21 protein-coding genes are annotated in these 20852 nt (G+C 40.2%); 15 read left to right on the forward strand and 6 right to left on the reverse strand.

The genetic code is table 11. The annotated features are described in order from the left end of the window. Positions 1 to 12: 12 nt before the first annotated feature. Positions 13 to 1359, forward strand: coding sequence for a chromate efflux transporter (gene chrA / locus B8983_RS06440; RefSeq protein ID WP_084283314.1), 1347 nt, complete (start codon positions 13 to 15; stop codon positions 1357 to 1359). Between the two features lie 67 nt (positions 1360 to 1426). Here the strand turns inward: chrA and B8983_RS06445 are convergent, their stop codons facing one another. The 5 genes from B8983_RS06445 to modA form a co-directional block, all read right to left on the reverse strand. Continuing rightward, positions 1427 to 2119, reverse strand: coding sequence for a DUF4136 domain-containing protein (locus B8983_RS06445; protein WP_084283315.1), 693 nt, complete (start codon positions 2117 to 2119; stop codon positions 1427 to 1429). Positions 2120 to 2199: 80 nt separating this feature from the next. Beyond that, positions 2200 to 3243, reverse strand: coding sequence for an XdhC family protein (locus B8983_RS06450; protein ID WP_084283316.1), 1044 nt, complete (start codon positions 3241 to 3243; stop codon positions 2200 to 2202). 70 nt (positions 3244 to 3313) lie between these two features. After that, a complete protein-coding gene (locus tag B8983_RS06455; RefSeq protein WP_084283317.1) occupies positions 3314 to 5101 on the reverse strand; it encodes an ATP-binding cassette domain-containing protein in 1788 nt (595 codons plus the stop codon). Further along, a complete protein-coding gene (modB, locus tag B8983_RS06460; RefSeq protein ID WP_084283318.1) occupies positions 5098 to 5778 on the reverse strand; it encodes a molybdate ABC transporter permease subunit in 681 nt (226 codons plus the stop codon). Before modB ends, B8983_RS06455 begins: the two co-directional genes overlap by 4 nt. A 29-nt stretch (positions 5779 to 5807) precedes the next feature. Then, positions 5808 to 6485: a molybdate ABC transporter substrate-binding protein gene (modA, locus tag B8983_RS06465; protein ID WP_159460834.1), complete on the reverse strand. Its 678-nt coding sequence runs from the start codon at positions 6483 to 6485 to the stop codon at positions 5808 to 5810. Between the two features lie 330 nt (positions 6486 to 6815). Between modA and B8983_RS14270 the strand changes: the two genes are divergently transcribed. Both B8983_RS14270 and B8983_RS14010 read left to right on the forward strand, forming a co-directional pair. Further along, complete coding sequence (locus tag B8983_RS14270; RefSeq protein WP_255372800.1) at positions 6816 to 6944, forward strand: hypothetical protein; 129 nt, start codon at positions 6816 to 6818, stop codon at positions 6942 to 6944. A 56-nt stretch (positions 6945 to 7000) separates the two neighbouring features. After that, on the forward strand, positions 7001 to 7168 hold the full coding sequence (locus B8983_RS14010; protein ID WP_159460835.1) for a hypothetical protein: 168 nt from the start codon (positions 7001 to 7003) through the stop codon (positions 7166 to 7168). A 137-nt stretch (positions 7169 to 7305) separates the two neighbouring features. Here B8983_RS14010 and B8983_RS06470 read toward each other — a convergent pair whose 3' ends face one another. Further along, entirely contained in the window at positions 7306 to 8265 is a 960-nt protein-coding gene (locus tag B8983_RS06470) for a D-2-hydroxyacid dehydrogenase family protein (RefSeq protein ID WP_084283320.1), read from the reverse strand. 159 nt (positions 8266 to 8424) lie between these two features. On the opposite strand from B8983_RS06470, the gene B8983_RS06475 reads away from it, so the two are divergent. The 12 genes from B8983_RS06475 to B8983_RS06535 all read left to right on the forward strand — a co-directional run bounded on the left by B8983_RS06475 (position 8425) and on the right by B8983_RS06535 (position 20696). Further along, positions 8425 to 9072 (forward strand): SRPBCC family protein, encoded by a 648-nt coding sequence (locus tag B8983_RS06475; RefSeq protein WP_084283321.1) that lies wholly within the window; start codon positions 8425 to 8427, stop codon positions 9070 to 9072. A 103-nt stretch (positions 9073 to 9175) separates the two neighbouring features. Then, positions 9176 to 9634, forward strand: a complete 459-nt coding sequence (locus B8983_RS06480) for a (2Fe-2S)-binding protein (protein ID WP_084283322.1) — start codon at positions 9176 to 9178, stop codon at positions 9632 to 9634. Further along, the gene (locus B8983_RS06485; RefSeq protein ID WP_159460836.1) at positions 9631 to 11865 is read left to right on the forward strand and encodes a xanthine dehydrogenase family protein molybdopterin-binding subunit; all 2235 of its coding nucleotides are present in this window, start codon (positions 9631 to 9633) and stop codon (positions 11863 to 11865) included. Before B8983_RS06480 ends, B8983_RS06485 begins: the two co-directional genes overlap by 4 nt. A gap of 11 nt (positions 11866 to 11876) precedes the next feature. Further along, a complete protein-coding gene (locus B8983_RS06490) occupies positions 11877 to 12167 on the forward strand; it encodes a cupin domain-containing protein (protein ID WP_143736116.1) in 291 nt (96 codons plus the stop codon). A gap of 106 nt (positions 12168 to 12273) precedes the next feature. Further along, a complete protein-coding gene (locus tag B8983_RS06495) occupies positions 12274 to 13218 on the forward strand; it encodes an amino acid ABC transporter substrate-binding protein (protein ID WP_084283346.1) in 945 nt (314 codons plus the stop codon). Between the two features lie 25 nt (positions 13219 to 13243). Then, entirely contained in the window at positions 13244 to 14035 is a 792-nt protein-coding gene (locus B8983_RS06500; RefSeq protein WP_084283324.1) for an amino acid ABC transporter permease, read from the forward strand. Next, the gene (locus tag B8983_RS06505; RefSeq protein ID WP_084283325.1) at positions 14035 to 14700 is read left to right on the forward strand and encodes an amino acid ABC transporter permease; all 666 of its coding nucleotides are present in this window, start codon (positions 14035 to 14037) and stop codon (positions 14698 to 14700) included. Before B8983_RS06500 ends, B8983_RS06505 begins: the two co-directional genes overlap by 1 nt. A gap of 18 nt (positions 14701 to 14718) precedes the next feature. After that, entirely contained in the window at positions 14719 to 15459 is a 741-nt protein-coding gene (locus B8983_RS06510) for an amino acid ABC transporter ATP-binding protein (RefSeq protein ID WP_439650338.1), read from the forward strand. Between the two features lie 32 nt (positions 15460 to 15491). Beyond that, positions 15492 to 16514: an NAD(P)H-binding protein gene (locus B8983_RS06515; protein WP_084283326.1), complete on the forward strand. Its 1023-nt coding sequence runs from the start codon at positions 15492 to 15494 to the stop codon at positions 16512 to 16514. A 61-nt stretch (positions 16515 to 16575) separates the two neighbouring features. Then, on the forward strand, positions 16576 to 17169 hold the full coding sequence (locus B8983_RS06520; RefSeq protein ID WP_084283327.1) for an NnrU family protein: 594 nt from the start codon (positions 16576 to 16578) through the stop codon (positions 17167 to 17169). Between the two features lie 151 nt (positions 17170 to 17320). Beyond that, positions 17321 to 19123: an ABC transporter transmembrane domain-containing protein gene (locus tag B8983_RS06525; RefSeq protein ID WP_084283328.1), complete on the forward strand. Its 1803-nt coding sequence runs from the start codon at positions 17321 to 17323 to the stop codon at positions 19121 to 19123. 586 nt (positions 19124 to 19709) lie between these two features. Continuing rightward, the gene (locus B8983_RS06535; RefSeq protein ID WP_084283330.1) at positions 19710 to 20696 is read left to right on the forward strand and encodes a helix-turn-helix transcriptional regulator; all 987 of its coding nucleotides are present in this window, start codon (positions 19710 to 19712) and stop codon (positions 20694 to 20696) included. Positions 20697 to 20852: the final 156 nt, after the last annotated feature.

Raw genomic sequence — 20852 nt, forward strand, 5'->3', positions numbered from 1 at the left:
CAATTCCTTTTAATGAACCAAAATCCCACTTCAGTTCCTTTTCGGGAAGCTTTAAAATTTTGGTTCAAACTGGGCTTTATTAGTTTTGGCGGACCAGCCGGGCAAATAGCAACCGTCCATCAAGAGTTGGTTGACAAGCAGAAATGGATCTCTGAAAAACGTTTTTTGCATGCACTGAATTACTGCATGCTATTGCCTGGTCCTGAAGCTTTGCAATTAGTCATTTATATGGGCTGGCTGCTCCACCGAACGATTGGTGGCGTGGTGGCAGGTTTACTTTTTATACTCCCTGCCCTGCTCTTATTGATTCTCTTATCTATAATTTATATGGTATTTGGCAATACATTTGTAATGACAGGGATTTTCTTAGGAATAAAACCTGCCGTTACGGCGATTGTTATCCAAGCAGGTTATAAGATTGGAAAAAGAATCCTTAAAACACCGCTTCAACTTGGGATTGCCATCGGTGCTTTAATTGGGATTTTTCTAAGCATTCCTTATCCATTTATTATTATCACTGCAGGCACACTAGGCTGGTTAGTAAATCGCTATGTACCCAAATGGTTCGTTGTGTCATCAACCCAGCATGGTAGCAAATCGAATCAGGAAGACTTAGAAGCAGTAATCAACGATCATGCCTCTCAATTGGAGCATACTCGATTTCAAAAGAGTCAATTTTTAAAGATTTTAGGGGTCTCTATTTTACTTTGGGCAGTTCCGCTTGGAGCTCTCATTGCCATATGGGGTATGGACAGCATCTTTCCCCAATTAGCGATCTTTTTTTCAAAAGCCGCATTACTCACCTTTGGTGGAGCATACGCAGTATTACCCTATGTGCTTCAATCTGCGGTAGAGCAATTTCACTGGTTAAACACGACCCAAATGATGGATGGCTTGGCACTGGGTGAATCGACACCAGGTCCGTTAATCATTGTAGTTGCCTTCGTGGGTTATATTGCTGCTTATTTAAACACAGCATTTGCGCAGGCTCCAGTACTTTCCGGTGTCTTGGGAGCATGTATCGTTAGTTGGTTTATCTTTTTACCCTCTTTTTGTTTTATCTTTCTGGGTGGTCCATTGATTGAATCAACTCGGCAGGAGTTTAAATTTGCTCCCCTAATGAATGGTATTTCATGCGCAGTTACCGGGGTCATCGCAAGTTTATCACTGTTTTTCATGTATCACACGATTTTTCCAAATGACTTGGGAGCTAATTTATCACTCCTCCAAAGTGGCTTTGCATCGACTCTCATTGCGCTGTCGACACTTGCTCTGATTCGCTATCAGGTAAGTGTCATTCAACTGCTGATTGCATGTGCAGGTATTGGGTTAATTTGGCATTCTCTTAACCAAATATAAATACGCATTACTGCAACACCTAGGTCGTTACTCCCAAAGACTTTTGCTTTAGCGAAAATCAAAAGAATTATTTTTGATCTAGATTAAACCGTATCGTTTCACTCACGCCTGATGGTCCGGGAAAGTGCGTTAGTGCAGCTCTTGTAAGATAAGGTAAAAGATCCCGAACATTTGGCGCATCATTACTTACTGCCTCCGCTCGACCTTGCCAAATCCTCTGGTTTGTTTTCGCATCCATCACGAAAAGATTGAGTTCATTTGTATAAAAGGTATATTTGACGGGGTAATAGTTTGTCTGATAGGAAGTAAATGGTAAGCAATTGGGATTACCATAGACATCCCTAAAACAGCTCATCCTGCTGTAAGGAATATTGTAAGGTTGCATTCTTTCCCCAACATGAGCTGGGGTCGTAATTGAAAAATCAATTAGGAAATCGTGTGGTTCCCCTTCAATTAAGCCTAAATGCGTCAACTCTGATGCAATTAACCGCGCGAAGGACTTAAACTCTAAATCTTCAATTTGATTGATCGCCTTGACCATACCAAAATGCTGGCCATTAAAAACAGGTAGATTAGGTTTATTCTTAACCAGTTGAGTTGAATCGACCTTATTCGCCTCTAGTTTAGGTGGTAGATTTGGGTTCGGTAAGCTATGGAATCTAGTTACTTTGACATCGAGAAAATTAGCACACCCCGAAAGCATACTCAGTGCACAAATGGAGAGAAAGACAGAAGATAGATTGTTTTTAATCAGCATCATCTTATCTTACTGAAGTTTAATGAAAATTGCATTTACAAAAGTTTCTGTTGAAACAATTATTTCAACCCCAAAATAAAGCTTTAAATAGTTTTACACGCATTTTCATCGTTTAAGTCGTCGTTTTCAACGATGAGTAGTGCATTCTTTGCAATGGCAACTTCCATCTCTCTGGGTAATTGAACATTGTTTTTCACGGCTAAAATTTCCGCCATAATACTGACAGCAATTTCTGATGGGGTTTTACTACCGATGAAAATACCAATCGGTCCCCGAAGTTTCGCTAAACTAGTATCAGTATGATCAAAATGATCAATCATGCGTTGTTTTCTTGCGGCGTTATTTCTTCTAGAACCAATTGCCCCCACATAAAATGCGTTGGTTTCTAGGGCTTCCAACAAGGCTAAATCGTCTAATTTCGGGTCATGGGTAAGCGCTACAACGCAAGTTCTCGCATCAGGTTTAAAGTCCACAACCACATCATCTGGTGACTTGGTGACAACATTAACATTTGCAACAGCCCAATGGCCGACGTACTCTTCTCTAGGATCACAAACAGTCACAGCAAAACCATTAAAAAGAGCCATGGTGGCTAAATATTCGCTTAATTGACCAGCTCCAATAATTAACATACGGTACTCAGGGCCGAAAGTATTGATCAGTGAAGAGCCTGAAATTTCTAACTCAGCAGGATTCGTAGTAATCGCTAGTTCAACCTTACCACTTTGAATATTGACAGATCTTTTAACCAGTTTTCCTTGATCAAGATGTCCGATGAGTGTTTTTAATGCGGCAATATCTGGGTTAAATTCAACAAATAATTCAATCGTCCCGCCACAAGGTAAGCCAAATCGATGTGCTTCATCTGCGGAAATGCCGTATTTTAAAAACTCTGGAGGGGATTGCGAAGTAATCGGATTTTGGGTGTTTTTTCGAATGAGATCATCTTCAATACAACCGCCCGAAACGCTCCCCATCACTTTTCCATTGTCACAAATTGCCATTATCGACCCAATAGGTCGTGGCGATGATCCCCAAGTCCGAACGACTGTAACCAACTTAGCTGCTTTGTCATTCAACCTCCAGTGGAGGAGTTCACGTAGTACTGTGATGTCAATATTTTCCATGATTACGAATTATTTAAATCCATGATGAGTAGGTATTTGTGTATGATGCACTAATTTTTAACAAATTCAATTAGTACTTACCGGGTAATTCAACTGAAACACCCATTTTTTTTGTGAAGGATTCAATATTTTCCGGCGTATCAAAATCAAAAACAAAATGCTGATTCTCGGTTTGCCAACTCACAACTTCCTCTGGATGCTTATCCATCCAAGTGCGAACAGTTAAACCAGGTGAGTCAATAATCTTGCGCAAAATTTTATGAGAGATAATCACCGGATTGCCACGTTGCGAGCCCACTAAAGGCATGACGACGTCGCCAAAAGTCCGAATCTTAAACTGCTCGATAAGTTGCCTTAAATCTGCTGCATTAATTTGTGGTAAATCTCCAAGGAGCATGATAATGGCATCAACTTCCACAATTTTTTCGTAAACGGTTTGTAAAGCGAGTCGTACTGAACTTCCTTGCCCATCTGCAGGATTTGCATTGTGAACAATGAAAGATTTGTCGGGCAAATTCAAATGATGATACGCTTCTTGATAATAGCCAGTCACTAGCACGATGTCCTCAATTTGTAGTTCCTTGAGGGCTTTCAATTGACGCTCTAAAATGGTTTCGCCCTCGATTTTAATGAGGGATTTAGGAATTCCACCAAGGCGCGATCCCTCTCCTGCAATCAGTATTACAGTCGCAATTTTTAATGGTCGATCGCGTTTTTGTTTTTCCAACTGTTTGTGCATAGGACTTGTATAGACTGGCATGATGTGAATTCCTTTTGGATCCAAGTGCAGATAGACAAGATCATCTACATCAATGTTCAAATCATTGACAACTCTGGTACTTAACTCAAAATGCATCATTGGTTGAAATGGCAGTTCAACTTTAAAATCAACCGAGGAGATTTCACCCAATCTTCGAATACGACAAACGATGGCACTAAGGGTATTGATCTTCTGAATAGGTTCATTCCTGATTTCAACAAACTCTTTGGCAATCACCCACTTCACTTCGGTTTGATCTGGTAACCGACCTTTATCAAAAATTGTTAGTGGAAAGGATTCAACCCCTTGACCCCATAAAAGGGTTGCATGCTGTTGCTCAGACTCCTCAAGATGTTGTGCCTTTAAAAAAGTGGCGGAAAAAACATCTGTTAAACCAACCAACTCCGCCACACGAGCGTTCCTGGGGCTGGAAACAATATGCTCTGGATGCCCAATCTGCAAAGATTTTCCTTGATCCAAAATACATAAACGATCACTCAGCAACCTAGCTTCTCTTAAGTCATGAGTCACAATCACAATGGGAATGGAAATCCTCTCTCGCAACTTAATTAACTCTTCATATAGCGTTTTGCGAGTCGGATGATCGACCGCTGAAAATGGCTCATCTAGGAGCAGTACTTGAGGATCTCTAGCAAATGCTCTAGCTAAGGCCACTCTTTGTCTTTGCCCGCCAGATAATTGATCTGGCAGTCGATGATGAAAGTCAATTAAACCCATGTCTTCCATCAACTGCTTCGCCTTCCCAATAGACTCTCCCTTAGGAAGTGCTAAGGCGATATTCTCCAGGACAGTCAGGTGGGGAAATAATGCGTAGTTCTGAAAAACCATGCCAACTTTTCGCTGAAAACTTGGCATGAGAATATTTTTCTCGGTATCTAACCAAATATAGTTTTGTTGTTGATCTTGTAACGAAATCTTACCTTCTTGAATCGGCATCAGACCAGCGATAGCTCTCAAGGTACTTGTTTTACCACTTCCGGAAGGGCCGACTAAAGCCAATAACTCTCCAGACTTACAGGTAAAAGAAACATCTAACGGGATGTCGATAGTTTGTTTAAAGTCAACGCTTAAAGTCATGATTTGAGATTTCCTTGAAAGTCTCTATTACTTAAAGATAACCGTTGAGTAAAGATTAAAGTCACAAAAGAAAAAATCAATAAAAATAAGGACATGACACCCGCACTATGCATCTCAAGAGATTGCACACTATCATAAATGGCGATAGATAAGGTTCTCGTTTGTCCGGGAATATTTCCTCCCATCATTAGCACTACTCCAAACTCACCTAAAGTATGGGTAAAAGTCATTACAGCTGCACTGATGATTCCCTTATTTGCCAGCGGTATCTCAATTTTGAAAAGCCGTTGCCATGGTGGTAAGCCACAGGTAGAACTAGCATCCCGTAAGTCTTGAGGAATAGCTTCAAAGGCTCTTTGAATGGGCATCATGACAAAGGGAATATTAAATATTAAACTAGCCAACAAAATGCCTAAAAATGAAAAAACTAATGTTTGACCGGTAAGTGCTTCGAACCACTGTCCAAACCAACTATTGCCCCCTAATCCGACTAATAAATAGAAACCGAGAACTGTCGGAGGTAATACCAGAGGAAGAGTAATCATGGCTTCTTTGGCAAATGATCCAATATTGTTTTTCGAAGGGAAAAAATGTGCCATGAGAACACCAAGCGGGACTAATATGAGTACCGTAAGGCTTGCTAATTGAATTGATAAATAAAGCGCTTGTAGATCCATCTTAATTATTTTTTTATATTAAATATCCATTAAGGTACTGTGTACCCATATTTTTCCCATATCTTTTTATTTTGTTGATCTAAGATAAATTGGTAAAAATCATTTGCTTCTGATTGCTTACTCAGTAATGCCATTTTCTGCATCAATGGCGCATAGAGATCGTCAGGTATTGGTAAAACATAAGCATTTTTTTGCATTTCTGCCTGCATAGTATACGAAACAGGTAAAAATGCGATTTCAACAGAGCCAGATAAAGCAAATTGAGCTACTTGCCCGACATTTTCTCCCATAATAATTTTTTTCTGAACATCTTGCCAGATACCCCATTTTCTCAATACTTGCTCAGTTGCCTTGCCGTAGGGAGCCAAATTTGGATTGGCAATCGCAATTCTCATCACCTTTGAAGAAAGTAGAGTATTTTGAATGGCCTCCAATTTCACAGGTTCGGAGAACGCTCTTTTTGATACCCAAATAACCAATCTACCCTTCGCATAAACTACTGATCCTAGTTGAACAACTTTTTTCTCTTGCAGCAAATCAATGAAATGCTCATCTGCACTCAAAAAAAGATCAAACTTTCCACCATTAAGGATTTGTTGATAGAAATTACCTGATGAGCCATAAATTATTTTAGGTTTTATTTTTGATAATCGCTCAAAATGAACCGCAATTTCTTCTAGTGGTAAACGGACATTAGCTGCAGCCAAAATAATCGGCGCAGAGGTTCTAACTTGTGCAACTGGCAAGCGTGGGGATGCAAAAAACCCTAACAAAAAGACGATGAGCACAAGGCTCAATTTTTCGAGAGAGGTAGACTTTAAAATTAAATACAATACAAATAACCTTTGAAAAATATAAACTTATTAATATTTGTAACTAAAATGAGATTATTATTTAGTTCATCCTTGTTTTTTATTATAGGTTCAATTAATTTAGCCTTTTATTAATCGACTCAGTGTATATTTTTAGCCCGAAACCAAATCAAAAAAAGCGCATCATTTAATCCTATTAAGCAACCTCACCTACAAGAGACTTCAATGAAACTTAGCATTAATGACAAAGAACAGCATGTTGATGTGCAAGACGATACTTCCCTGCTTGGGGCCTTAGGTCATCATCTGCATTTGGTAAAACTATTCCCTGGTTGTGGACACGCGAGAAGTTGAGATAACCAATGATTTCTACCATTCGATTAGTCTAAATATGGTTTCAGCGAGTCTGGATGCGAAATTCTGAGGTACCAATCATCGATATTACAATCACCAAAGGTGGTGATAAGCCCTCTTGTAAGGCTGAAGTTGGCGTGCCAAGCGTTGCTTCGACTGTGGTGAATGCCATCGCTAGGACAAATGACCAACGCATCCGATCATTACCAATTATCAAGGCTTAATGGATTCAAAAAGAATTTACGTATTATTACTGGTACTTTTAATTTACTTAAGTTGTTTATTTTAGAGTAAAAAAAGCCGGTCGATTCAACTCCGACCGGCTTTTAAATTGGCAGAGAATAGCTTGCTTTAATTCTTTTTACTGCACTTGATTGACTAACGGTTCACCACTCACCCAAGCTTCTAATGCAGCTTGCGCTCCCATCGTCAAATTCTTAAAAATAGGTTGATGAACAAATCCTAGGTGCGGGGTAATGAAAACATTAGGAAGCTTAAATAGTTCCTCTTCGAGATTGATCGGCTCTTGATCAAATACATCCAACAGTGCCATCGATGGCTTGCCATTTTGTAATGCTTGGACCAAATCGGCCGTCACAATTAGAGTGGATCTTGAGGTATTCACTAAAAAAGAATCGGCTCTCATCATTGCCAGTCGTTCAGCATTCATTACATATTTAGTCCCTTCTCCAGGCACTAAATGAAGTGAAACAATTCTTGAGGTTTGCAACAACTCTTCCAAACTAACTGCCTTTACACCATGCACGGCAGCTCGCTCGGGAGTCATATTCGGACTCCAAGTCACCACATCCATCCCAAACGCTAGACCTACTTTTGCCACTTTGGAACCGATGGAACCCAAACCTAAAACGCCAAGACGTTCACCATGCAAAGCGGGTAGTACAGAATGCTCATTGCGCCAAGCACCAGACATCGCGACCAAATTTTGTTCGCCAATTCGCTTGTAGGCACTTAAAATGAGCGCCCAAGTTAATTCTACGGTGGTCTCTTTGGAAGGCCCAAACTCCGTATAGCTTACCGGAATATTTTTAGCGGCCAAAACGTCATAATCAATTGCCATATTACGGTTGCCGGTAAAGATGACATACTGTAATTCGTTTAATTGATTAATTAATTCAGCTCTAAACGGAGTACGATCACGCATTAAAACGACTACATTGGCATCCCGAATCGCATCTACTAAAGCATCACCTATTAAACGTTGATGATGGATTTGAATCGATGCCTTACTGCTAATTTTGTTGTTATCTTTTAGAAAAATCATTGATTTTTCATAATCGTCTAAGACTACGATTTTCATTATTGTTGATTCCTGTTTTTTAGAAGTAAGAGAATATTTATAAGTATTGCTAAATATCAGCGTATTTTACGCTTTTTGGCTTTTTGAGCCAATTTGTAATGTAAATGTTCAAACTGATATCATTTTGAACATAACTAAATCAAATCTTTGAGGAAAAAAATGGAAATATTAGGTTCCCAAATTATCCCAGCAGACAAACAAACTGTTTGGAATGCTTTAAATAGTCCTGAGGTACTAAAAAATTGCTTACCTGGTTGTGAATCAGTTGAACTAACTGCTCCTGATCAATTCAAGGTGGCGATCACCACTGCCATTGGTCCCTTAAAGGCAAAATTCAAAGGAACCTTACAAGTAACTCAGGCTAATCCACCAGAATCCTGTGTATTGGTTTTTGAGGGACAAGGTGGTGCGGTTGGTTTTGGTAAGGGGTCTTCTCAGGTAACGCTGACTACGGTAGAAAATGGTACTGAACTTACTTACAATGCCCAAGCGCATGTGGGTGGCAAGTTGGCGCAAATTGGTTCAAGACTAATTGACAGTGTTGCAAAGAAAATGTCAGATGATTTCTTTAAAGCGTTCAATCGGGAATTGAGCCCCCCACCATCTGAAGTTAAAGTTACGGAAGAAACCACTCCTTCTCAAAATAGGGAGAATTCAACACCGACTGAACTTCAACATGACACGACCTCAACTTCTCTACCAGAAAAGAATGCTGGCAATGACGGGGCGCAAGTACCAGCTTGGTGGTTAATTATTGCAGCCTTCACTGGGTCTTTAATCACTGGTTTAGCCATCAAGTTTTTCTAAATCGCACTTTCAATGTTTGTTTCCCACAAGATTGCCTTAAATAGCAGCTTTAGTTTAATATTGACCAATAAAAGTAATTTAATAATTTAAAAACGGAGATTCAATGACAACCTCAATAAAAGTCAATGGGAAATTGCAAACGGTTGAAACCGACCCAAGCTCACCTTTACTGTACGCCTTAAGAAATGATTGCGATATCAACTCTGCCAAATACGGCTGTGGACTAGGGCAATGTGGTGCTTGTATGGTAATTATTAATGGCACGCCTGTTCGTTCTTGCATTACTCCAATCAATAGCGTGAACTCCAATGTCACTACATTGGAGTCCTATGAAAGCGATCGCGTTTTAAATGCTTTAAATAAAGCTTTTATTGCTGAGCAAGCGGTGCAATGTGGCTTTTGTATTTCAGGAATGATGATGAGCGCAAAAACATTATTGGATACCAATAAGCGCCCCACGGAGCAACAAATTAAAGTTGCGTTGAATGGTAATTTATGTCGCTGTGGTACACAAACACGTATTTTAAAAGCGATTCAACGTGCAGCAAAGGAGTTAGCATGAACGCCCCTACTAAAAATCTTCGCCGTAGTTTTTTAAAACAAAGTGCCGGTTTAGTCATTGGCTTTAGTTGGATGCCAAGTCTTATTGCTCAAAATACTGCCGTAGTATTACCAGGAGACTTACCAAATAACCCGAATATCGATACTTGGTTAGCGATTGATCCTAAAGGGATGGTTATCATTTATGCCGGTAAAGTGGAATTTGGCCAAGGGATCACCACGGCACTGAAACAAATTGCTGCAGATGAATTAGATGTTGATATCTCAAGAGTATTCATGGTTCCTACCACCACTGGCCTATCCCCCAATGAAGGCGTTACTTCTGGTAGCCAATCGGTTGAATATGGTGGATTAGCTCTAAGATATGCCTGTGCTCAAGCAAAAGGTACCCTTCTCGAAAAAGCTGCGAAGCAACTCGAAGTTGCACAATCAACCTTAACCATTAAAGATGGTGTAATTCATGCAAGTAATGGAAAATCGGTTGAATATTGGAAACTGGTAGAACCAGAACTTTTGAAACAAAAAGCAAATCTCAAGTACAAACCCAAGGCTGCCAATGAACATACATATATTGGACAATCATTCCCTCGTGTAGATATTCCAGCGAAGGTTTCTGGTGGTGTTGCTTATGTGCAAGATATGCGTATGCCGGGGATGTTACATGCTAGAGTCATTCGTCCACCAGCACCAAGAGCAGTTTTAAAAAGTATCAATGAAAACTTAATAACTGGACTGCCTGGTGTGGTTGGGCTAGTTCGCAATGGCAGTTTCCTAGCGGTGGTCGCTAAGCGCGAAGAGCAAGCCATTAGGGCAATGGAAGAGGCTAAAAAAGTAGCTCAGTGGGACTTGGCAAACGATCTACCAGCCAATCTGAATAGTTGGTTGAACACAATGAAAACAGCTAAGTCCATCGATACTGAACATGGTGTTAAAACCGCAACAACTAACCCAGCAGTAAAAACGATTGAACACGAATATACGAAACCATTTACAGCACATGGCAGTATCGGTCCATCTTGTGCAATTGCGGTGATGAATTCTGGTGTTTTAAAAATTTACACCCATAGTCAAGGCATGTACCCATTAAGAACTGACATCGTCAAAGCACTGGGGATGCCATCTGATAAAGTTGTCTGCATGCACGTTGAAGGCTCAGGTATGTATGGTCAAAGTGGCGCAGATGATGTGGCACTCGACGCAGCGCTCGTGGCAGTTAAATTCCCAGAACAACCAATCCGGATGCAATGGATGCGTGAGGACGAGTTCAAATGGGAGCCCTACGGCAGTGCCATGTCAATGAAAGTAAAAGCTTCTATTGACAACACAGGTAAGATTGTTGATTGGCAGTATGATTTATGGAGTAATACACACAGCACGAGGCCAGGGGATAAAACAGGTAATAACCTAGTTTCGAGTTGGTATATGGAACAACCGCAGACACGCTCTCCCGTAGGAAACATTCCCTTACCAGCAGGTGGCTCGCATCGGAATGCTTTACCTTTGTACGCATTTCCGAATCAAAAAGTGAAAAATCATCTCATTGAAGAGATGCCGATCAGAGTCTCCGCCTTAAGAACTTTAGGAGCTTATGCGAACGTCTTTGCCATTGAATCGATGATGGACGAGTTAGCGCAAGCTGCAAAAATTGACCCTGTTGAATTCCGCTTGAATCACCTCGAAAATCAACGTGCAAAAGACGTAATTATTAAAGCTGCTAGTATGGCAAAGTGGAATAAAAACGTCCCGACCAATACCAAAAAAGGTAATAAGCTGTTTGGTAGAGGGGTCGGATTTGCACAATATAAAAATCTTCAAGCGTATTGCGCTGTGATTGCCGATGTTGAAGTAGATTCAAAGACGGGTAAAGTACGTGTCCTGAACATGTATAGCGCTGCTGATGCAGGACTGATCATCAACCCCAATGGCTTTAAGAATCAAATTGAAGGTGGACTGGTACAAACTGCGAGCTGGACTCTGCTAGAAGATGTACCTTTTGACAAAAATAATATCCTGGCAAATTCGTGGGCAGAGTACCCTATTTTGCGATTTGAGGATGTACCAACTGTTCATGTCGAGTTAATTAACCGTCCCAATGAAAAATCTGTGGGTGTTGGTGAAGGCTCTCAAGGTCCTGGTGGGGCAGCTATTGCAAATGCAGTCGCAAACGCAATTGGCAAAAGAATCTATGATTTGCCTTTAACGCCGAACAAAATTAAACCTTTGTTAGCTTAAGGAAGAAAAAAATGGCAACTTTACCTACTTTAGAAGAATTTACTCAACTGACAAAAGACATGGGCTATGAAGGGGTATCCATTAGAGACTGGGCCCCTAACTCGGTAAGTGACACCCATACCCATGAATTTGCTGTACACGCCGTTATTGCAAAAGGCGAAATGTGGATGACGCGTGGCGAGGATACCCAACATTTGCAGGTAGGTGATACCTTTACCATGGAGCCTGATACCCCCCATGCTGAAAAATATGGTGCTGAAGGGACTATTTACTGGGCAGCAAGATCATTTCCAAAGATCTAATTGGTGAATTTTCGTTGCGTCAAATAGGTACATTTCTCAAAAGCAAGGTAATATTTGTTGATGACAACCTCATTTAATTTTTTACAATCAACTTATGTTTATTCGAATGCCAACAAAAAAATTAGCAAATCTTACCAAGCGGTCCCATTTTCCTACTCGATTCATCCTTAGCCTTATTGGTGCTATCGGTTTATCCGTTACTGGCAATTCATTTGCCAACAGTACGATTGATAAAATCACAAGCAGTAAATCCATTACGATGGGTGTCAGGGACTCTTCAGGTGCTCTCTCATATACATTGGGGGACGGTAAATATACAGGCTTTCATGTAGAGATTTGTAAAAAAGTGATAGCCGACCTCGAAAAACAATTCAAAACACCATTGCAAGTTAAATATCAGTTAGTTACTTCACAAAACAGAATTCCACTCGTTCAAAATGGTACGGTTGACATTGAATGTGGCTCAACCACGAATAATGCTGCTCGTCAAAAAGATGTGGCATTTGCAGTAACTACCTATGTTGAGGATGTCAGAATTGCCGTAAAAGCAAATTCGGGTATCACATCGATTGCGCAACTGGTTAATAAAAAAGTTGCCACAACTACAGGGACTACCTCAGTACAACTGCTGCGCAAACATGAAAAAGCAAATGGTGTAAATTTTGAAGAAGTCTTTGGTAAAGATCATGCAGATAGCTTTCTGCTCCTAGAATCTGGTAGAACGGATGCATTTGTCATGGACGGGTCGATATTAGCGGGAAATATTGCGATGTCGAAGAATCCTAAGGATTTTAAAATTGTCGGTGAAGTATTAAATACTGAACCGATTGCGATTATGCTGCCTAAGGAAGATCCGGAGTTCAAAAAACTAGTCGATGCATCAATTATCAAAATCATGAAAGATGGCACTATTGCCAAAATGTATCAGCAATGGTTTTTAGATCCAATCCCTCCCAAAAATATCCGTGTGGGACTAGAACTCTCACAAAACACAAAAGATGCTTGGGCCAATCCGAACGATAAGCCGGCTGAAGAATATAGTAAAAAATAATTAATGAAGGTCAGCCCAGGCCCCTATGACCTTTGACTTATCTATCCTTTGTAAAAGTACCCTAGAGGACGAATATTCGCCAACCTGCTTTGGGCAAACCTTCTATGGTCTTTTACATGGTCTAAATGATCAAACTTATCTAGATTGGTTACTACAAGCATGGGGATGGACCTTAAGTGTCTCGATGATTGGACTGGTCCTAGCCCTACTTCTTGGTATCACAATTGGTACGATTAGAACTTTAGCAGGAGCCACATTGGTCGGTCGACTTAGTTTATATTTTGCGAATGGCTGGGTTGAACTATTCAGAAATATCCCTGTGCTAGTGCAAGTCTTTATGTGGTATCACGTCATTCCTTTGATGTTACCGATGTTCAAGTTAATACCCTCTTATTTGTTGGTAAGTTTTGCGTTAGCTTTTTTCACTTCAGCCAGAATTGCTGAACAAGTGAAAGCAGGTATCCAATCGTTACCCAAAGGCCAAAAAGCGGCAGCTTTGGCACTGGGTATGAATACTTATCAGTCTTATCGCTTCGTGATTCTACCCATGGCATTACGGATCATCATTCCGCCCCTCACCTCTGAGGCAATGAATATTGTCAAAAACTCTTCTGTCGCTTTTGCAGTGTCTGTTTCCGAATTAACGATGTTTGCAATGCAAACACAAGAGGAAACATCACGCGGCATCGAGATGTATTTGGCTGTCACGATTCTATATGTAATTACTGCATTCTCTGTCAATCGAATAATGGGTTTGATTGAACGTAAAACAAGAATTCCTGGGCTGTCATTATCTGCATCGAATGGAGCACACTGATGGAACTGGACTTTAGTTTTTACAATGTTGATCTATTTAAAAACTTCTTACAAAAAGGTTTAATCTTCAGTTTACAACTGACCATCGTAGCGACAATCGGGGGTATCTTCCTAGGGACGATACTTGCCCTCATGCGCCTATCAGGTAAAAAAGTTTTAGCGAGTCCAGCGACATGGTATGTAAATTTAATGCGTTCGATTCCACTGGTGATGGTGATTCTATGGTTTTTTTTACTTATGCCAAGTATTATCGGTAAATCGATTGGCGCAGAACTATCTGCCTATATTACTTTTATTGCATTTGAGGCCGCTTTTTTTTCAGAAATTGTTCGAGCTGGCATTGGTTCCATTGCGAAAGGACAAACTGCTGCGGGACGGGCTCTTGGCCTGTCCTATGCGCAAAATATGCAATATATCGTTTTACCGCAAGCATTTAGAAATATGATTCCGGTGTTGATGACTCAAACGATCATTTTGTTTCAAGACACCTCATTGGTTTACGCCATTGGCGCTTATGATTTACTGAAAGGTTTTGAAGTCGCAGGTAAAAACTTTGGTAGGCCAATTGAAGCCTACCTATTAGCCGCTATTGTCTATTTTTTAATTTGCTTTAGCCTATCTAGGATTGTTCGCATCATTCAATCTAAAGTCGCCATCATCCGATGATTTTTTAAGGTTTATTTTATGTCGCTGATTCAACTAGAACATGTTTCAAAATGGTATGGCTCTTTTGCAGTCCTTACTGACTGCTCAACCACTATTGAACAAGGTGAGGTGGTGGTGGTCTGCGGTCCGTCTGGTTCTGGTAAATCCACTTTAATCAAAACGATAAATGGTTTAGAACCCTTTCAAGCCGGGAAAATTTTAGTAGACGGAGTATCCGTTGGCGATTCTAAAACTTCTTTGACAGCACTACGATCACAAGTCGGTATGGTATTTCAAAACTTTGAATTATTCCCTCATTTGTCTGTCATGGACAATCTCACATTAGCCCAAATGAAAGTGCTAAAAAAAGATCAATCAATGGCCTCTGAACAAGGTTTAAAGTATTTAAATCGGGTTGGCCTCATTGACCATAAAGACAAGTTTCCCGGGCAATTATCAGGCGGGCAACAACAACGAGTAGCCATTGCTCGTGCACTGTGTATGCAACCTAAAGTGATGCTCTTTGATGAGCCGACATCTGCACTTGACCCTGAAATGGTGGGCGAAGTGTTAGATGTCATGGTGCAACTTGCTCATGATGGCATGACCATGATTTGCGTCACCCATGAAATGGGTTTTGCGAAAAAGGTTTCTAATCGTGTCATCTTTATGGATCAGGGTAGGATTGTTGAAGACTGTTCTAAAGATGAATTCTTTAATGCCTCTGCAAATAGATCGCCTAGAGCACAAGAATTTTTATCCAAGATCATTCAACACTAATCTCAGAAACACCTCCTCTATTCCTTCATCATATGCTTCCCCCTAATTCTTCATTAAACTCGCTTGGTCGACGAGTCCTTTTATTCGGAGCCACAGGTACGATCGGACAAGCAACAGCACAAGCATTACTGCAACAAGGATTTACTGTCACCTGTTTCATCAGAGGTCCGAAAGAACAAAACGATGTAGGGAAAAGATCTGCTACCTATCCATTTTTAGAAGGTACTCAGATTCGATTTGGTGATGTAACGAATCCTGCCTCTTTACTGAAGGATGGTTTTTGTGGAGAACATTTTGATGTGATTGTATCTTGTTTAGCCTCCCGCACAGGAGCCCCAAAAGATGCCTGGAAAATCGACTATCAAGCCCATGTAAACATCTTAGAATGCGCTAAAAAATTAGCTGTCAAACAAATGATCTTACTGTCCGCCATTTGCGTCCAAAGGCCAATATTAGCTTTTCAACAAGCGAAATTAGCCTTCGAAAAAAACTTAATTGACTCTGGTTTAAATTATTCAATCGTCAGGCCAACAGCTTTTTTTAAATCACTCTCAGGTCAAATCAAGCGAGTACAAAATGGAAAATCTTTTTTACTCTTTGGGGATGGGCAGTTAACTGCCTGTAAACCAATTAGTGATCAAGATTTAGGAATCTTCATCGCTAGCTGTATCGATGATTCCACAAAGCATGATCAAATTCTCCCCATCGGTGGCCCTGGTGAAGCGATTACCCCCTTACAACAAGGCAAAAAAATATTTGAACTATTGGGGAAATCACCAAAATTTTCTAAAGTACCAGTCGGTCTAATGGACTGCATCATTGCCACACTGTCCCTTTTAGGGTGGATGATTCCAGCCTGTAAAGACAAAGCTGAGCTCGCGAGGATTGGCCGCTATTATGCAACGGAGTCGATGTTAGTACTAAACCCACTCACCCAGCAATACGATGCAACACTGACCCCCTCAACAGGAACCCAAACGCTGTTTGCATATTATGAAGCCTTAATTACCGGAACTGCTTCAGTAGACCTTCGAGAACACTCTGTTTTTAATTAATTGCATCTTCCATGCGTTTACTTGGTAAGATGAATTTTTACATTTGATAATTTGACTAAATATGACACTTTTACTTTTAGGACTGTTCCTATTTTTAGGAACGCATTCTGTGCGAATCTTTGCCAATGATTGGGCAAATGCACAAACAAAAAAACGTGGCCCAAGTTTTTGGAAAATTAGCTATACCCTTGTATCTCTGATCGGTTTTTTTCTCATTATCAAGGGTTATGCCCATGCGCAAGAATCAAGAGTATTAGTTTGGTCACCACCATTTTGGGCGGGACATTTAACGGGTTTACTAACACTCCTCAGTTTTATTCTGTTAGCCAGTTCTAAGCGACCTAAAAATTTAATTTATGCTTCACTGAAACACCCCATGATTATTGCCGTCAAAATTTGGGCTCTCGCGCATTTATTAGCGAATGGTACTTTGGCCGCAATGGTTTTATTTGGTAGTTTTTTAGTCTGGGCAATTTTAGATTTTAGATCTTCACGCCAACGTGATGCTCTACAAGGTAATGAAGATTTAGACTATGTAACCACTGCAAATTGGCAAGGAACCTTCCCAGCTATTTGTATTGGCGTCCTTACTTGGGGATTTTTCGCATTTTATTTACACCGAGTTCTAATTGGTGTTCAACCTTTCATGAGATAAGTCGTTTTGTATCAGCGAATGAGGTCTATCGGACAATCATCATGATGACCTAATTACAGGCATTACTTCTTACCGAATGCGGAACCCTTCGGTATTTTTCAAAAGTCATCCATTAAATAAAAAAGCAACCGCAAACACAACATTGAATTTCATGAAATCTCCGACTCCTTCTGCAACCCAAGCGAAAACACCAACAATTAATTCTTCTGGACTTACACCACTAAAAGCCCTAGCGCCATTCCTCAAGCCGTACAAAAAACAATTGTTAGTAGCAGGGGTTAGTTTAATATTGGCCGCCTGCTCCACCTTAGTTGTGCCATTTTCTTTCCGACAAATCATTGATCTTGGCTTTGTGAACTCCAGTCATAGTGATTATGGACAAATCAATTGGACCTTTCTAACGCTATTGCTGATCGCGGTTATTTTAGCGATTACTACTGCTTTACGTTTTTATGCGGTGTCTTGGTTGGGTGAACGCATCACCAGTGATGTGAGACAGAAAGTTTATGCTCACGTGATTTCTCAGAGTCCCCAATTTTTTGAAGTCACTCAAAGTGGCGAAGTTTTATCTAGGCTAAATACTGATACGATCCTGATCCAAACCTTAATTGGTACAAGCGTTTCCATGTTTGTCAGAAATTGCTTATTGTTTACTGGCGGTTTAATCATGATGTTTGTCACCAGTGCAAGATTGTCTGTCATGATTTTTGTGATGTTATTACTGATCGTCATCCCTATTATGATTTTGGGAAGGAAGGTCCGTAAGTTATCAAAAAACACCCAAGATAAAATTGCTAACGCCTCAGGTTTGGCAGGTGAAAAACTCAATGCGGTGAACACTATTCAATCTTTTACGAATGAGAAGGCAGAAAGTACTTTATTTAATCAATATGTAGAAGATGCCTTCCTTGCTGCGCGAACTCGCATTAGAGCTCGCGCTCTTCTTACTTTGATCGCTATCGTATTTGGCTTTAGTAGCATCATTGCAGTTTTATGGTTAGGTGCCTATGCGGTCCTTGATCAGCAATTAAGCAGTGGTGAACTCACTCAGTTTATTCTCTACTCTGCGATTGTGGCCGGAGCAATAGCAGGTTTGGCAGAGGTCTTAGGGGATACGCAACGGGCAGTTGGAGCAAGCGAAAGATTACTCGAGTTATTAAAACTAAAATCTCATATCGAAAATCCTCTAGAACCCCGAGCATTACCAGCCATCCCTGAACAAGGCGTTGCCTTACAATTTGAGGGCATCAGCTTCCACTATCCGTCTAATTCCAATCTCGTATTAAAAAATATTTCACTTGAAATTGAACCCGGTGAATTAGTCGCTATTGTTGGTCGATCAGGGGCTGGTAAATCAACACTCTTTCAACTCTTACAACGTTTTTATGATCCGCAACAAGGCGCTATTAAAATTAATGGTGTGAATATTCACGATCTCAATCTCAATCAACTCCGACAAATGATTGGCATCGTTCCCCAAGATATCGTTATTTTCTCTGATAATGCACTGGAAAATATTCGTTATGGCAAGTTAACTGCTAGCGATTCGGAAATCTTTGAAGCCGCAAAAATGGCTGTTGCCGATGAGTTTATTTTAAAACTCCCACAAGGCTACCAAACCTTCTTAGGAGATCGAGGAATCAGACTCTCCGGTGGTCAACGGCAACGGATTGGTATCGCTCGAACCTTACTTAAAAATCCCGCCCTCCTATTATTAGATGAAGCAACAAGTGCTCTGGATTCCGAATCAGAAAGTTTGATTCAGTTAGCGATCGAAAAAGCCACTAAAAATAGAACTACCCTCGTGATTGCTCACCGCTTAGCAACGGTCAAAAAAGCCAATCGCATTGTTGTCTTCGATGAGGGTAATATCGTGGAGGTTGGAACGCATGCAGAACTTATTGCGCAAGGTGGTATCTACTCCACTTTAGCTGATTTACAGTTCTCTACCTAGAAATAATTGGCTGGTGTGTAAGACGATATCTCACATTTCATTGTGAAACCACGCTACTTTCTTCAGCATAGTATTTAAAGAACTTATGCCAACTGAATGACCACTCAACAGGCATTGAAGCCACTTTAAAAATGGTGCCATGTGCGATGAATTTTGACGCAATTATGTCAATCCTTGTATAAGCATCTTTCAATACTGATACTAGCGATCCTACCTGAATTGCATTTCGACTTTTTGCATTCATTGAAGTTTCAGAAGGGGCAATCAGGAATATTTTGAAAAGAAGAATGAAGGATTCCAGAAGTTTTGATTACTTCAGTAATTGCAGTTTTTATGCGCTGTTATCGGTTTACTTCAATTTAAATTTGACATATTGTTAAAGATTATTCGACAAATATCGCAAAAATATTACACCACGAAATAACAATTTACGGTTAAAAACACTCCTAACAATTAAACAACTTTTAAAATTACATGCCGTACGATTTTCGAAGTATTAAGTAAGTTTTTTGATCGTTAGTTATAACTTTTGCAATGTGAATACCGCCAGATTCAATCAAACTTAATAAGAAGAATAAGGACAAAAATGGCCCAAACTGAGCGCTTAATTACCATCCAAAGAATGCTCACCGCTCGAAAATACACCAGCAAACAAGAGTTTCTCAATAAATTAGAAATTTCGGTTGCCACTTTTAAAAGAGATATTGAAAAACTTCGGGACACTTATAACTTGCCTATTCTTTATGATCGGACTGAAGAGGCTTACACAGTCGGTGCCCCGCTAGCAGGCCCTCAACAAAACTTACCGGGTCTTTGGTTTTCACAGGCAGAGTTGACTGCTTTAGTATTGATGCAGCACTTATTATCGGAACTTGATCAATCTGGCATTATTAGTCCAAGACTTGCGCCCTTCTCCGTCTTTTTAGATAAGGTGCTCAACGATGATAAATCCTCATCACAACAACTCCGACAACGCATCAAAGTAATCGGTATGTCTAGCCGTAAATCCTCGATTATTAATTTTGAGGAGGTTGGCCTAGGATTACTGAAACGCAAACGACTAGAGATTGAGTATTATGTCAAAGCTAGAGACGAACTTACTACTCGAATGATTAGCCCTCAACAGATGATTTATTATCGTGAAAATTGGTATTTAGATGCCTTTTGTCATTTACGAAAAGATCTACGAAGTTTTTCTCTAGACGGAATCGTGAGTGCGAAATTGACCGATCTTACTGCTCAAGACCTTAGTACCAAGGAGCTAAACGAGCACTATACAGAAAGCTATGGCATTTTCAGCGGGAAGGCTTCCCAGAGAGCCAAACTGCGCTTTGCCCCAGAGCGGGCTCGCTACATCCAAAAAGAATTGTGGCATCCAGATCAAGTTTCATCGATTGATACAGATGGATTTTTAATCATTGAATTTGACTTTAACCAAGATCCAGAGCTCATTATGGATATTCTAAAACACGGCTCTCAGGTTGAAGTCTTAGAGCCTAAGACTCTCAAACAAAAAGTAATTGCTGAGATGAAGAAAAGTTTACAGTTATATGCAACTGAGCTTTCCAACTGAGCTTTCCAAGTAAGCTTTGTATTGCAATATCTACGGCTTATTCATTTTTGGTGTACAGACTGGCTCTACATCATAAACGGGGGACAAAGGTATTTATTAAACTAGTTTTTTCGACGAACTTTTTTAATATAGGTAATACCAATGTCCCAAATAGAT

It is taken from the genome of Polynucleobacter kasalickyi, from assembly GCF_900176405.1.
GTDB lineage: Bacteria > Pseudomonadota > Gammaproteobacteria > Burkholderiales > Burkholderiaceae > Polynucleobacter > Polynucleobacter kasalickyi.

Bases quoted from the DNA above. Each gene is read 5' to 3' on its own strand.
- B8983_RS06490 (WP_143736116.1), top strand. From the start codon at position 11,877: ATGGCAACTTTACCTACTTTAGAAGAATTTACTCAACTGACAAAAGAC.
- B8983_RS14270 (WP_255372800.1), top strand. From the start codon at position 6,816: ATGAAACTTAGCATTAATGACAAAGAACAGCATGTTGATGTGCAAGAC.
- modB (WP_084283318.1), bottom strand. From the start codon at position 5,778: ATGGATCTACAAGCGCTTTATTTATCAATTCAATTAGCAAGCCTTACG.
- chrA (WP_084283314.1), top strand. From the start codon at position 13: ATGAACCAAAATCCCACTTCAGTTCCTTTTCGGGAAGCTTTAAAATTT.
- B8983_RS06470 (WP_084283320.1), bottom strand. From the start codon at position 8,265: ATGAAAATCGTAGTCTTAGACGATTATGAAAAATCAATGATTTTTCTA.
- B8983_RS06520 (WP_084283327.1), top strand. From the start codon at position 16,576: ATGACACTTTTACTTTTAGGACTGTTCCTATTTTTAGGAACGCATTCT.
- B8983_RS06500 (WP_084283324.1), top strand. From the start codon at position 13,244: ATGACCTTTGACTTATCTATCCTTTGTAAAAGTACCCTAGAGGACGAA.
- B8983_RS06515 (WP_084283326.1), top strand. From the start codon at position 15,492: ATGCTTCCCCCTAATTCTTCATTAAACTCGCTTGGTCGACGAGTCCTT.
- B8983_RS06480 (WP_084283322.1), top strand. From the start codon at position 9,176: ATGACAACCTCAATAAAAGTCAATGGGAAATTGCAAACGGTTGAAACC.
- B8983_RS14010 (WP_159460835.1), top strand. From the start codon at position 7,001: ATGCGAAATTCTGAGGTACCAATCATCGATATTACAATCACCAAAGGT.
- B8983_RS06535 (WP_084283330.1), top strand. From the start codon at position 19,710: ATGGCCCAAACTGAGCGCTTAATTACCATCCAAAGAATGCTCACCGCT.
- B8983_RS06475 (WP_084283321.1), top strand. From the start codon at position 8,425: ATGGAAATATTAGGTTCCCAAATTATCCCAGCAGACAAACAAACTGTT.
- B8983_RS06485 (WP_159460836.1), top strand. From the start codon at position 9,631: ATGAACGCCCCTACTAAAAATCTTCGCCGTAGTTTTTTAAAACAAAGT.
- B8983_RS06495 (WP_084283346.1), top strand. From the start codon at position 12,274: ATGCCAACAAAAAAATTAGCAAATCTTACCAAGCGGTCCCATTTTCCT.
- B8983_RS06505 (WP_084283325.1), top strand. From the start codon at position 14,035: ATGGAACTGGACTTTAGTTTTTACAATGTTGATCTATTTAAAAACTTC.
- B8983_RS06525 (WP_084283328.1), top strand. From the start codon at position 17,321: ATGAAATCTCCGACTCCTTCTGCAACCCAAGCGAAAACACCAACAATT.
- B8983_RS06455 (WP_084283317.1), bottom strand. From the start codon at position 5,101: ATGACTTTAAGCGTTGACTTTAAACAAACTATCGACATCCCGTTAGAT.
- B8983_RS06450 (WP_084283316.1), bottom strand. From the start codon at position 3,243: ATGGAAAATATTGACATCACAGTACTACGTGAACTCCTCCACTGGAGG.
- B8983_RS06445 (WP_084283315.1), bottom strand. From the start codon at position 2,119: ATGATGCTGATTAAAAACAATCTATCTTCTGTCTTTCTCTCCATTTGT.
- B8983_RS06510 (WP_439650338.1), top strand. From the start codon at position 14,719: ATGTCGCTGATTCAACTAGAACATGTTTCAAAATGGTATGGCTCTTTT.